The 12,981-nt window shown below is 63.4% G+C and carries 11 protein-coding genes; 9 read left to right on the forward strand and 2 right to left on the reverse strand.

Going from position 1 to position 12,981, the window contains the following annotated elements:
- Nucleotides 1-2 precede the first annotated feature (2 nt).
- Both ACFOGH_RS09440 and ACFOGH_RS09445 read left to right on the forward strand, forming a co-directional pair.
- Nucleotides 3-1,163 (forward strand): iron-containing alcohol dehydrogenase, encoded by a 1,161-nt coding sequence (locus ACFOGH_RS09440; RefSeq protein WP_380072818.1) that lies wholly within the window; start codon nucleotides 3-5, stop codon nucleotides 1,161-1,163.
- An 84-nt stretch (nucleotides 1,164-1,247) separates the two neighbouring features.
- A complete protein-coding gene (locus tag ACFOGH_RS09445; protein ID WP_380072819.1) occupies nucleotides 1,248-2,489 on the forward strand; it encodes an NAD(P)/FAD-dependent oxidoreductase in 1,242 nt (413 codons plus the stop codon).
- Nucleotides 2,490-2,833: 344 nt separating this feature from the next.
- On the opposite strand, the gene ACFOGH_RS09450 is transcribed toward ACFOGH_RS09445, so the two are convergent.
- Both ACFOGH_RS09450 and ACFOGH_RS09455 read right to left on the reverse strand, forming a co-directional pair.
- On the reverse strand, nucleotides 2,834-3,493 hold the full coding sequence (locus ACFOGH_RS09450; RefSeq protein WP_380072820.1) for a TerC family protein: 660 nt from the start codon (nucleotides 3,491-3,493) through the stop codon (nucleotides 2,834-2,836).
- 393 nt (nucleotides 3,494-3,886) lie between these two features.
- On the reverse strand, nucleotides 3,887-4,873 hold the full coding sequence (locus tag ACFOGH_RS09455) for a 2-hydroxyacid dehydrogenase (RefSeq protein ID WP_380072821.1): 987 nt from the start codon (nucleotides 4,871-4,873) through the stop codon (nucleotides 3,887-3,889).
- Nucleotides 4,874-4,971: 98 nt separating this feature from the next.
- Between ACFOGH_RS09455 and ACFOGH_RS09460 the strand changes: the two genes are divergently transcribed.
- The 7 genes from ACFOGH_RS09460 to ACFOGH_RS09490 all read left to right on the forward strand — a co-directional run bounded on the left by ACFOGH_RS09460 (nucleotide 4,972) and on the right by ACFOGH_RS09490 (nucleotide 12,972).
- The gene (locus ACFOGH_RS09460; protein WP_380072822.1) at nucleotides 4,972-5,517 is read left to right on the forward strand and encodes an SH3 domain-containing protein; all 546 of its coding nucleotides are present in this window, start codon (nucleotides 4,972-4,974) and stop codon (nucleotides 5,515-5,517) included.
- 75 nt (nucleotides 5,518-5,592) lie between these two features.
- A complete protein-coding gene (locus ACFOGH_RS09465; RefSeq protein ID WP_380072823.1) occupies nucleotides 5,593-6,489 on the forward strand; it encodes a cation diffusion facilitator family transporter in 897 nt (298 codons plus the stop codon).
- 198 nt (nucleotides 6,490-6,687) lie between these two features.
- The gene (locus ACFOGH_RS09470; RefSeq protein ID WP_380072824.1) at nucleotides 6,688-7,332 is read left to right on the forward strand and encodes a TetR/AcrR family transcriptional regulator; all 645 of its coding nucleotides are present in this window, start codon (nucleotides 6,688-6,690) and stop codon (nucleotides 7,330-7,332) included.
- On the forward strand, nucleotides 7,329-8,516 hold the full coding sequence (locus ACFOGH_RS09475) for a pyridoxal phosphate-dependent aminotransferase (protein WP_380072825.1): 1,188 nt from the start codon (nucleotides 7,329-7,331) through the stop codon (nucleotides 8,514-8,516). The genes ACFOGH_RS09470 and ACFOGH_RS09475 overlap by 4 nt, the downstream gene beginning before the upstream one ends.
- Nucleotides 8,513-10,081 (forward strand): 5-guanidino-2-oxopentanoate decarboxylase, encoded by a 1,569-nt coding sequence (locus ACFOGH_RS09480; protein ID WP_380072826.1) that lies wholly within the window; start codon nucleotides 8,513-8,515, stop codon nucleotides 10,079-10,081. Before ACFOGH_RS09475 ends, ACFOGH_RS09480 begins: the two co-directional genes overlap by 4 nt.
- Nucleotides 10,082-10,208: 127 nt before the next feature.
- Nucleotides 10,209-11,573, forward strand: a complete 1,365-nt coding sequence (locus tag ACFOGH_RS09485) for an aspartate aminotransferase family protein (protein WP_380072827.1) — start codon at nucleotides 10,209-10,211, stop codon at nucleotides 11,571-11,573.
- A gap of 7 nt (nucleotides 11,574-11,580) precedes the next feature.
- Nucleotides 11,581-12,972 (forward strand): glutamine synthetase family protein, encoded by a 1,392-nt coding sequence (locus ACFOGH_RS09490; protein WP_380072828.1) that lies wholly within the window; start codon nucleotides 11,581-11,583, stop codon nucleotides 12,970-12,972.
- Nucleotides 12,973-12,981 lie beyond the last annotated feature (9 nt).

The following is a 12,981-nucleotide window of genomic DNA, read 5'->3' on the forward strand; positions in this document are numbered from 1 at the left end:
CCATGACCCACAATGTTCCCAACCGGAACTGGTCCTACCCCACCGCGATCAAATTCGGCGTCGGCCGCATCGCGGAACTGGCCGAGCATTGCGCGGCGGCAGGGGTGAAAAAACCGCTGTTTGTCACCGACAAGGCGCTGGCCAGCCTGCCGATCACCGCCGAAGCGGTGGCGGTTTTGAAGGCGCATGGCCTTGGCACGGCAGTGTTCTCGGAAGTCGATCCGAACCCGAACGAAAAGAATATGGCCGACGGTATCGCGGTATACCTCGCGGGAGGCCATGATGGCGTGATCTGCTTTGGCGGCGGCTCGGCGCTCGACCTTGGCAAGATGATCGCCCTGATGGCGCATCAACGCAAAGACCTCAGCGTCTGGGATCTGGAAGACATCGACGATTGGTTCACCCGCGCCGATGCGTCGAAAATCGCCCCGATCATCGCGGTGCCAACCACCGCTGGCACGGGGTCCGAAGTTGGCCGCGCCGGGGTGCTGACCAACTCGGTCACGCATAAGAAAAAGATCATCTTCCATCCGAAACTGCTGCCCGTCGTGACGATCTGCGATCCGGCGCTGACCGTGGGGATGCCGAAGTTCATCACCGCAGGCACCGGCATGGACGCGCTGGCGCATTGCCTTGAGGCCTATTCCTCGCCGTTCTACCACCCGATGAGCCAGGGCATCGCCTTGGAAGGCATGCGGCTGGTGTTCGAAAATCTGCCGAAAGTCTACGCCAACCCCAACGATCTGGATGCGCGCGCGCATATGATGTCGGCGGCGGCGATGGGGGCTGTGGCGTTCCAGAAGGGCCTTGGCGCGATCCACTCGCTGTCGCACCCGATCGGGGCGGTCTATGGCACCCATCACGGCACCACCAACGCTGTGGTGATGCCGATGGTGCTGGACATGAACCGTGCCGCGATTGAAGATCGCATCAACGCGGCGGCGGCTTATCTTGGCATCAAGGGCGGTTTCGATGGCTTCCGCTCCGCTGTGATGGATCTGCGGAAAGTCCTGAACATCCCGGAAAACCTGACCGCTTTGGGCGTCACCAACCCCGATCTCGACATGCTGACCGAGATGGCACTGGAAGACCCGTCTTGTGGCGGCAACCCGGTGGTGATGACGCGCGAGAATACCCGCGCGTTGTTCGAGGCTTGCCTGTAAGTCAGGCCCGACTTAGCCTTTCCAGACGGGCATCGGTGACGGTGCCCGTTTCCGTACGCCCTGTTTGATTTGGACGAACCCAGCATGACACAGCACGTCACCACAGATATCGCGATCCTTGGGGCGGGGGTCGTGGGGCTTGCCGTGGCCGAGGCGCTAACTGCCGAAGGCCGGGATGTGGTGCTGGTCGATCCAGGCCAGCCGGGGATGGGCGCGTCCTATGGCAATGCTGGCACGATTGCCGATTATGCGGTGATGCCGGTGGGCAGCCCGGATGTGTTGAAGAACCTGCCCTCGCTGCTGCTGGACAAAAACTCGCCGCTTGCGATCCGCCGCGCGGGCTTGCCTGCGCTTGCGCCGTGGCTGCTGCGGTTTGCCCGCCAGTCATTGCCCACCCCCACCCGGCGCAATGCGGCGGCGATTGCGGCGCTGGTTGCGGATGCCTGCCCGCGCTGGATTGCGCTGGCCGAGCGGATTGGCGGCAGCGCGATCTTGCAGCACAAGGGCTGCCTGTATCTGTATGAGACCGCCCGCGCCTTCAAACCTGCCGAGGCGGATATGGCGTTCCGGCGCACGCAGGGGATCACGGTGGAATTGATCTCGCCTGACGTGCTGGCCGGGATGGAACCCGGACTGCCAGCGGTAGAGGGCGGGGCTGCATTCTTTCCGAAGGCGGTGTTCCTTTCCGATCCGGGGTTGATGGTGCAGACGCTTGCCAAGCATGTGTTCAAGCAGGCCGGGTTTGTGCAGGCAGAGGCGCGCACGATCACCCGGCAGTTTGATGGGATCGTGGTCGAGGGGCCAAGCCTGCGGTTGCGGGCGCGCCGGGTGATCATCGCGGCGGGGGCGCATTCACGGGCCTTGGCGTTGCAGGCCGGGGATCGCGTGCCGCTGGATACCGAGCGGGGCTATCATGTGGAATGGGACATGGCGGCACCCCGGTTGACCCGACCGACCTGCCCCACCTCGCGCGGGTTTTATCTGTGCCCGATGACCGGGCGGCTGCGGGTGGCGGGGACAGTCGAGTTGGGCGGGCTGACCGCCCCGCCCTCGCCGCACCGGATCAGGAAACTGGTTGAGGGCGCGCGGGCGATCTTTCCCGATCTGGGCGCGCCTGATCGCGAGTGGATGGGGTTCCGGCCCTCGATGCCGGATTCGGTGCCGGTGATCGGGCCAAGCCGGGCGGGGGCGGAGGTGATCCATGCTTACGGGCACGGGCATATCGGGCTGACCCTGGCCCCGATCACGGCGCGGATGGTGGCGGATGTGGTGGCGGGGCGGGTGCCGGAAATCGACCTTGCGCCCTATCTGCCGGGGCGGTTTTAAGGGCGGTCCCAACTCGGGACCATTTTGGGGTGATTGATATCAATGGCTTGCAGGGAGTCGTTCAGACTTTGTTAAGGTTTGGCCGAATGCAGCCTGATCAGACCCGTGCGCCACAGAGGGCCGCGCACTCCCTCGGGATGGCGCGCCAAGGCTGGGTCTAGGCACTTTATGGTTCAAGCAGTCCCACCGAGTTTCTGCTGGCGACGGTTGCATCGCGCCCTCCCGGCGGGAGGGAGTGCGCGGCCCGGCGGGCTTCGCCCTTGATTCCGGGCAAGGGGGGGATTGCGGAATAGCAAAAAGCCGCCCCGTTTCGGGGGCGGCTTTATCGCGATGCCTGCGTTGCCTTATTGCAGATAGCTCATCACGAAGGGCTGCACCTCGTGCCAGCCTTCCCACATCATCTTCAGCGCCACATAGACGATGATCGCAAGGCCGACATAGGCGATCCAGCGGTGCTTGTTCAGCAGGCGCGCGATGAAGGTCGCGGCAAGGCCCATCAGCGCAATCGACATCACCAGACCGATCACCAGCACAGTGGGATGTTCGCGCGCAGCTCCGGCCACAGCCAGCACGTTATCAAGGCTCATCGAGATGTCGGCAATAACGATCTGCCAAGCGGCCTGCGCGAATGTCTTGCGCGGCGCACCGGCAGCGACGGTGCCATCGGCATTCAGATCGCTGTCGGTCAGCGATTCCTCGGCCATATTGTCATGCGCGCTGCCCTCGCGCAGCTCGCGCCACATCTTCCAGCACACCCACAGCAGCAAGATGCCCCCGGCCAGAAGCAGGCCGACAATCGCCAGCAGATGCGTGGTGATCAGCGCAAAGGCGATCCGCATCACGGTTGCGGCCAAAATCCCCACCAGAATGGCTTTGTTGCGCTGCTCTTTCGGCAGGCCAGCGGCGGCAAGACCAATCACGATGGCATTGTCGCCTGCCAGCACTAGGTCGATGCCCATGACCTGAAGCAGGGCGATAAAGCCCGGATAAGTGAAGATTTCCATGGATGTCCCGGCTCACATTGTTGTTATCGCGCGACAGGTAAGGTCTCGCGGATGGCATTTCAACCCGGCAATGGAAAGAGGTTGGCGAGAGTTGCGATTCAACAAGAATGAAGGGAGATGACTGCGAACCGAAAGCAAACTCTGCGGGGCAGAGTTTGCTTTCGGTTCGTTGTTCATAAGGCTGGAAGCCGTTGAACAAGGGGCGGTGAGCAGCAAGCATCGGTTTGGAAAATCGGGGCGCGCCTGACTGGCGGGCGCGGTGACGCGCCTGCCGGGGGCAGGCCCCTTACAGCGATTGCAAGCAATCGCTTACCGGGCAGTGAGGCGCGGCCCGATTTGGCGCGGGCCAAATCGGGCAAGAGCGGCAAGCGTTGCAGGCTTGGAGGGCAACCTTTACAGCATCCCTGGCACGACCTGATCCGGGGGCCTGTGGCCATCGGCGAAGGTCTTGATGTTGATGATCACCTTCTCACCCATCTCGATCCGGCCTTCCACCGTGGCCGAGCCCATATGCGGCAGCAGCACTACATTCGGCAGGCTGCGCAGGGTCGGGTTGATCTCGGTGCCGTGTTCGTAAACGTCCAGCCCCGCGCCGCCGATCTCACCGGCTTTCAGGCCTCGGGCCAAAGCGTTTTCGTCGATCACTTCCCCGCGCGAGGTGTTGATGATCACCGCCGTCGGTTTCAGCAGTTTCAGCCGCCGCGCATTCAGCAGGTGAAAGGTCGAGGGCGTGTGCGGGCAGTTGACGCTGATGATATCCATCCGGGCGATCATCTGATCGAGGCTTTCCCAATAGGTCGCCTCCAGATCGGCCTCAACCTCGGGGCGGACGCGTTTGCGGTTGTGATAATGCACCTGACAGCCAAAGGCACGGGCGCGGCGTGCCACGGCCTGACCAATCCGGCCCATGCCAAGGATGCCCAGCCGCCGCCCGCCCATGCGCCCGCCCAGATGCGCCATTGGCGACCAGCCCTGCCAGTTGCCCGCCTGCATCTCGGCTAGACCCTCGGGGATGCGGCGCGTGACCGAAAGCATCAGCGCAAGCGTCATATCGGCGGTGTCATCCGTCACCGTGCCGGGGGTGTTTGACACCAGAATGCCGCGCTGGCGGGCGGTTGCGACATCAATATGGTCGATGCCCGAGCCATAATTGGCGATCAGCTTCAGCCTATCCCCGGCCTGCGCGATCAGGCCCGCATCAATCTGGTCGGTGATTGTCGGCACCAGCACATCGCAGCGGCGCAGGGCAGCGGCCAATTCTTCACGGCTCATCGGCGTATCGGGGTCGCGCAGCTCGACATCGAACAGCTCTTTCATCCGGGTCTCGACGGATTCCGGCAAACGGCGCGTCACGATAACGTTCAGGCGTGTTGCGGGCATGGAGGCCTCCCTGCACTTCCAAATCAGCGTAATGTTTGGCAAAGTGGCGGGAAGCGGGGCTGCGCACAAGCCCCCGTCTGACATTGGGGCACGTCGGGATGAACAGGAAGCAGTTTTTGGCAGGCATGGCAGGGGCGTTGCTGGCCACGCGGGTTGCTGCACAGGAAGAATTGCCAATGGCGCCGGCCAATGATGGCAAGACGCCGCGCGATCCGCACAAGGGGCCCGTCACCAACCTGCCCCTGCCGCGCTATGTCAGCCTGAAGGGGCGCGAGGGCAATGTGCGGCGTGGCCCTGGAATGACGCATCGCATCGACTGGGTGTTCACCACGGCGGGCATGCCTTTGCGGATCACGGCGGAATATGACCGCTGGCGCCGGGTTGAAGATTATCAGGGCATGGGGGGCTGGATGCAGTTCAACCTGCTGTCGGGGTCCAGATCGGTGCTGGTGACGCAGGATATGGCGGAATTCCGCGACGGCCCGGATGCGCAGGCGCGGGTGTCGTTTCAGGCAGAGCTGGGGGTGATCGCCAAGCTGCTGGAATGCAACGCCGATTGGTGCCGGGTGAATGCAGACGGCGAAAAGGGCTGGATCTTGAAAACAGCACTTTGGGGCGTCGATCCGGGCGAGGTGATCGACTAATCGGCTTGCACCGGGCCGGTGCCGGGTTTACGGCGCGGGTCCGCGTTTACAGAACCTGACATTCAGGAGCAAATCATGAGCACTGCCGACAGCATGAAGTTGAACATTTCGGCGGGGCTGGCCTCGGTGGCAATTGCCTCTGTCATGGTGGGGCTGAAGCTTTGGGCCTATGGCACGACCGGGTCGCTGTCGGTGGCAGCATCTCTGGCTGATAGTGCGATGGATCTGATGGTGTCGTTGGGCGCGATGGCCGCACTGATCTATGCAGCTAAACCTGCCGATGAGGATCACGCCTTTGGTCACAGCTCGGCCGAGGATCTGGCGGCTTTGGGACAGGCGTTTTTCATCCTGATCTCGGCGGGGGTGATCACCTGGGCTTCAATCGCACGTCTGCTGGGGCCATCCGAGGCACATCTGGCGGGTGAAGGCGAGGGGATGCTGGTGATGGGCGTCTCGGTTGCGCTGACGGTGGCGCTGGTGTGGTGGCAGGGCCGCGTCGCCCGGCGCACCGGCAGCCGGGTGGTGGCGGCGGATCGTTTGCATTACATGGGCGATCTGTTGCCCAACATGGGGGCGATCATCTCGCTTTGGGCGTCAAAAAGCTTTGGCGTCGGCAGCATCGACTCGGTGGTGGCGCTGACCGCGGCGGCGATCATGGCGGTGGGGGCGCTGCGCATCGGCAAAGGCGCGTTTGATGCGCTGATGGACCGCACCGCGGATGCGGATATCGTTGCAGGGATCGCCGCCATTGCCGACAAATGGCCCGGTGTCCACGGCTATCACGATCTGAAAACCCGCATGGCGGGAAGCCGGGTGTTCGTCAATCTGCATATTGAGCTGGATGGCGCGCAAAGCCTGTATGACGCCCACGCCATCGGCGCGGGCCTGCGGCGCGCTATCCTTGAAGCCTATCCGCAGGCCGATGTGATCATCCACAAGGACGTGGCCGAGGACGCCAAGCCCCGCTTCTAAGCGGAGAGACACAAAGCGCCGACTTTTGGTGAATCTCTGCACTTTGTGGTCAGGCCAATTTACGCTAATGTGGTCGGGTGCGCCGTGCCGCTATTTCGCGCATACACCCGCAAAATTCGTCACAAGACTTGCAAACGGCTGCAACTCAGTTTCATATTAAGTCTGAATTACACAGACGTATAACAAGATTGGGCCCTCATGGCAAGCCGCCGCCCCTACCGCCGGGAAAGTGAAGAACGTCGCCGCGAGGATTTGATCGCAGCGGCGCTTGATCTGGTTGCAGAAGGTGGGCTTCACGCCGCAACCGTGCGCGCGATTGCCGACCGTGCAGGCGTGACTCCGGGGCTGATCCGGCATTACTTCAGCTCGAAAGAAGATCTGACACGCGTCGCCTATCACCGCCTGATGGAGCAGATGACGGCGGATTCCGCGGCGGTGCTGCAAGGTGGGCCGGAAGACGCCAAGGCACGGCTGGCGAATTTCGTGGTGGCTTCCGTCACGCCTCCGGTTGCGGATTCGGTTGCGGTGGGGTTGTGGGCGGCCTTCGTGCATGATGTGCGCCGCGACAACGCGATGCGTGACATTCACACCACCAACTATCTGGCGTTTCGCAACATGCTGCAGGGTCTGATTGCCGCCCTGCACCGCCCCGTCGGCGACAAGCAACTGCTATGCGATGCCATCGCCTGTAACGGCGTGATTGATGGTCTGTGGCTGGAAGGCTCGATCCTGCCCGAGGCTTTTGAACCGGGCGAAATCGCCGCCATCGCGCTGACATCAGTGGGCGCCATCCTCAACGTTGACCTTGTTGCTGCTTACCAGCCAGATCGGACCAATCCATGAAATATGCCGCCATAACCGACCGTCTTGCCCATCTGGGCGGCGCGAAATGGGAGGTGCATGCCCGTGCCAAGGCTTTGCAAGCAGCAGGCAAGCCGATCATCCAGTTGACGATTGGCGAGCCGGATGTGGCGACGCCCCCCGCGCTGATCGCCGAGGCCAAACGGTCGATGGATGCGGGGCGTCTGGGCTATTCCAATGGCCGGGGCGAGCCTGATCTGCTGGCGGCTTTGGCCGCGCGCTATTCCAAGCGCACGGGTCGGGCGATTTCAACCGAACAGATCGCCTGCCTGCCCGGCACGCAGACCTCGCTCTACGCCGTGCTGCTGACCCTGACCGGGCCGGGGGATGAGGTGCTGGTGGGCGACCCGCTTTATGCCACCTATGAGGGGCTGATCGCGGCAACCGGGGCGGTGGCGGTGCCAGTGCCGTTGCGGGCCGAAGCTGGCTTTCGGATGCAGGCGGCGGATGTCGCTGCTAGGATCACCCCGCGCAGCCGGATGATCTTTCTGAACACGCCGCACAATCCGACAGGGGCTATCCTGACCGCAGATGACTTGGCGGCCCTTGGGGCTTTGGCGAAAGCGCATGATCTGTGGATGCTCAGCGATGAGGTCTATGAAGAACTGGTTTTTGATGGCGGCAAATTCGCCTCGCCGCTGGACAATGCCGATCTGGCAGATCGGGTGGTGGTGACGGCCTCGATCTCAAAATCGCACGCAGCGCCCGGCTTCCGCTCGGGCTGGTGCGTGGGCCCCGAGGAATTCTCGGCGCGGCTGCTGCCGGTCGCGGAAACCATGCTGTTCGGCAACCAGCCGTTCATTGCCGATATGACGGCGCTGGCGGTCTCGGCCCCATCGGAAGTGGCGCGCGGCATGGCGCAGCGGTTCGCGCGGCGTGCCGCGCTGATCCATGACAAGCTGCACGGCGTCAATGGCTTGCGGGTGCATAAGCCCGATGCTGGCATGTTCAGTGTGGTGGACGTCAATGCCACCGGCCTCAGCGGCGAAGATTTTGCGCTGGGATTGCTGGATGCCGAAGGTGTGGCAGTGATGCCGGGCGAAAGCTTTGGCGCGGCACTGGCGGGTTGGATCAGGATCAGTCTGACACAAGAAGATGCGCTGGTGGCCGAGGCCTGTGCGCGGATCGCGCGCTATGCCGCGCTGAAGCAAGGATTGGCTGCATGAAAACCGTAGGCGAGCGTCTGGTTGAAGGTCTTGCCGCGCGCGGGGTCGAGGTGATTTTCGGCATTCCCGGCGTGCATACCGTTGAGATGTATCGCGGGCTGTCAGGCAGCCCGATCCGCCATGTCACGGCGCGGCACGAGCAGGGCTGCGCCTTCATGGCCGATGGCTATGCGCGGGTGTCGGGCAAGCCGGGGGTGGCTTTGGTGATCACCGGGCCGGGGATACTGAACGCGCTGACGGCGATGGGCCAAGCGGCGGCGGATTCGGTGCCGGTACTGGTGATCTCCGGCGTGAACCGGCGCGATTCTTTGGGCTTGGGCTTGGGTCTTTTGCACGAACTGCCCGATCAGGCGGCGATGGTGCGGCCTTTGTGCCCGACGCGGCAGATTTTGTCGGGCTCGGAAGTCGGCGAAGCGCTGGATTGGGCCTTTGCGACGATGGCAACCGGACGCCCGGGCCCGGTGCATATTGAAGTGCCGACCGATGTGATGCCGCTGGAATGTGCGGCTTTGGCGGCCCCCGCCCCCCTGCCCATCGCAGCTTTGCCCGATCTGGGCGCGGCAGTGGCACGGCTGAACGCGGCGACAAAGGTGGTGATCCTCGCCGGCGGTGGCGCGCGCGGGCAAGAGGCGGCGTTGCAAGCCTTGGCAGAAAAGCTGGACGCGCCGGTGATCCAGACCGTGAACGCGCGCGGCATGATGCACGGGCATCCGCTGGTGGTGCCAGCCTCTCCCAGCCTTGATGCACCGCGTGCGTTGATCGCAGAGGCGGATCAGGTGCTGGCGATCGGCACCGAATTTGGCCCGACCGACTATGATATGTATGTGCGCGGCGGCTTCCCGGATGTGTCAGGGATGATCCGGGTGGATATCTGTGCGCGGCAACTGGCACGTCACAAGGCCGGGGTGGCGCTGCACGGCGATGCCGGGGCGGTGGTGGCGGCGCTGCTGCCCCAGGTTGCAGCGAAGCGGGCCGAGGGTGCGGCACGGGCAGCGGCTGCGCGTCAGGCCGCGCGGGCGGAACTGACAGAGCTTGACGCGCTGATGCCGGGACGGCTGGAGATGGTGGAAACCATCCGCAGCGCGATGCCGGGGGCGCTGATCGTCGGCGACAGCACGCAGGCGATATATGCCGCCAACCTTTACTACGATCACGACCGCGCCGGGGGGTTCTTCAACGCCGCCACCGGCTTTGGTGCTTTGGGCTACGGGCCGGGTGCAGCGGTGGGGGCCGCAGTGGCTGCTCCGGGGTCGGACGTGGTCTGCCTGATCGGCGATGGCGGTTTGCAGTTCAGCCCCGGCGAGTTGCGCACAGCGGTGGATGAACGGCTGCCGATCACCTATGTCGTGTGGAACAACGCCGCCTTTGGCGAGATCGCCGATGCGATGCGGGGGGCCAATACCGAAGTGATCGGCTGCTCGCCCTCGCCCCTGAATATGGAGCCGTTTGCGGCCGCCTGCGATCTGCCGTTTGCCAGCGTCCCGCTCGACCCCCAAGCGCTGCACGAGGCGCTGGTGCAGCCGCATAACGGGCCAAGGATGATCGAAGTCCGCGTCGCCAAGTAACCGGTTCTGATCCAAAAATCGGGTCGGGGATTTGTCACAAATTCTGATTTCGGGGCGCAGTCTATGCGCCCCTTTCTTTTGATCAAATTATTTGGCATAAGGCGGCAAGCCAAGAAAGGTGCCCGCCATGCCCGAGTCTCTGATCGCCGGTATTCGCCCCGAACGTCTGGAAAAACTGCGGGCGCGGGAGGCCAAGCGCTTTGCCACCGGTCGCCCAAGGGCCCGCGCCGCGCTGGATCAGGGGGCCGAGGCTTTCCTTGATGGCGTGCCGCTGCACTGGATGAAAGACTGGCCGATGCCGCATCTGCCTTTGATTTCAAAGGCAAAAGGCGCGCGGATCACCGATATTGACGGCTATGAGATTGACGATTTCTGTCTGGGCGATACCGGCAGCATGTTCGGCCACTCGCCCGCCCCGGTGGCCAAAGCCATCCGCCATCAAGCCGCGCGCGGGCTGACCTATATGCTGCCCTCGGAAGATACGCTAGACGCAGGCCGTCTGCTGACCGAGCGTTTCGGCGATTTCCGCTGGCAGATCGCCACCACCGCCACCGACGCCAACCGCTTCGCCATCCGCGTTGCCCGAGCCATCACCGGCCGCACGAAAATTCTGGTGTTCAACGGCTGCTATCACGGCACGGTCGATGACGCGATGGTCGAACTTGCCAATGGCATCACACAAAACCGCCAAGGCCTGATGGGGCAGGTCGCCGATCTGACCCTCGGCGCTGTCGCCTGCGAATTCAATGACTTGGCCGGGGTTGAGGCGGCACTCGCCAAGGGCGATGTCGCCGCCATCCTGACAGAGCCGGTGATGACCAATTCCTGCATGGTGCTGCCCGATCCGGGCTTTCACGATGGCCTGCGCGCGCTGTCACAGAAATACGGCGCGCTGTTGATGATTGATGAGACTCACACGATCTCCAGTGGTTTGGGCGGCTATACCGGGGTGCATGGCCTGCAACCCGATATTTTCGTGGTTGGCAAATGCGTGGCGGGCGGGATGCCCACCGCCGTCTGGGGGCTTTCGCATGAAACCGCCGCCCGCTACGCCGCCGCCAACGAGGCCCGCGCGCCGGGTCATTCCGGCATGGGCACCACGCTTTCCGCCAATCCGATGCAGTTTGCCTGCCTGAAAGCCACGCTTTCCGAGGTGATGACGGCGAAAAACTACGGCCATATGGAAAAGCTGGCGGATCGTCTCTCCGCAGGCCTTGCCAAATCCATCACCCGCCACAAGGCCCCTTGGCATGTGGTGCGCGTCGGCGCGCGGGTGGAGTTCATCTGCGCCCCCGGCCCGTTGCACAGCGGCACCGAGGCCGCCTTGGCGCATCAGCCCGCTGTGGAATCGGCGCTGCATGTGGCGCTGCTCAATCGCGGCTGTCTGATCGCGCCGTTCCACAACATGATGCTGATCAGCCCCGCCACCAAAAAGCGGCAGGTGGATCGCCTGATTGCCGCCTTTGATGAAATCCTGTCCGAATTGTTTTGAGATCACCATGACCCTGACCAGCCCCTCCGGTTCCACCGTCGCCGAGGCCGAAGCCTTTCTCGACGCGCATCCCGAGATCGAAGCCTTTGATATCGTGCTGCATGATGCCAATGGCATCGGCCGCGGCAAGATCATCCGGCGGCACGAGCTGCTTGGCATGTTCAAATCCGGGCGGCATCTGCCGATCTCGATTCTGGGCTTGGACATCTGCGGTGAGGATGTGCATGAAACCGGGCTGATCTGGGATGAGGGCGATGGCGACCGCCGCGCTTGGCCCCTGCCCGGCACCCTGCGCCCGATCCACGCCAGCAATCCGCCGCGTGGCGAAGTGCTGATGTGCGTCTATAACCTTGACGGCACGCCGATGAGTTCCGACCCCCGCCACGCCTTGCAGCGGCAGGTCGAAGCTTTGGCCGCCGAAGGCCTACACCCGGCGGGTGCGTTCGAGTTGGAATTCTTCCTGCTGGCCAATGAACGCGGCCCCGATGGCAAGATGGTGCCTGCGCGCGATGTGCTGGACGGTCGGCGCAACAGCAAGACCGATGTCTATTCGGTCGATCAGTTGCACGGCATGTTGCCGCTGTTCAACGACGTTTACGCCGATGCGGCCAAGGCCGGGATCAAGGCCGAAACGCTGATTTCCGAATTCGCGCCGGGGCAGTATGAATTGACGCTGCACTACCGCGAGGATGTGATGCAGGCCGCCGACGATCTGCTGCGGCTGAAGCGGATGGTGCGCTATCACGCCCGCCAGCATGGCGTGACCGCCTGTTTCATGGCAAAACCGAATGAAGATTACGCCGGATCGGGGATGCATTTCCACGTCTCGATGCTGGATGATGCGGGCAAGAACGTGTTCATCGAGGACGTCGAGGGGCAGTATAACCCAACCATCCTGCACGCGCTTGGCGGGTTGCGGGCGACGATGGGGGAATCGATGCTGGTGTTCGCACCGCATGCGAATTCGTGGCGGCGGTTTGCCTCGAACTCATACGCGCCGGTCAGCCCGACCTGGGGGGTGAACAACCGCTCGGTGGCGCTGCGCATCCCGGCAGGCGATATCCGCGCACGGCGGATCGAGCATCGCCCCGCGGGTGTGGATTCGCAGCCCTATCTGGTCGCAGCGTCCGTGCTGGCAGGGATCAGGCACGGGCTGGCACACAAGATGGACCCCGGCCCGGAAACCACTGGCAATGGCTACACCGACGCATCCGACGCACCACCAATCCCGGTCGATTGGCGCTCGGCCATCGAGGCGGCGAAAACGTCGGCGTTTCTGAAGGCCGCGCTGGGTGAGGATATGCACCGCACGTTCTGCGCGATCAAGGCGGCGGAATATGCGCGGGTGATGCGGACGGTGTCCGAGGTGGATTTTGATCTTTACCTGCACACGGTCTGAGCGCTTATG

Origin of the sequence: Cypionkella sinensis, assembly GCF_042646385.1 — a bacterium.
GTDB classification, from domain to species: domain Bacteria; phylum Pseudomonadota; class Alphaproteobacteria; order Rhodobacterales; family Rhodobacteraceae; genus Cypionkella; species Cypionkella sinensis.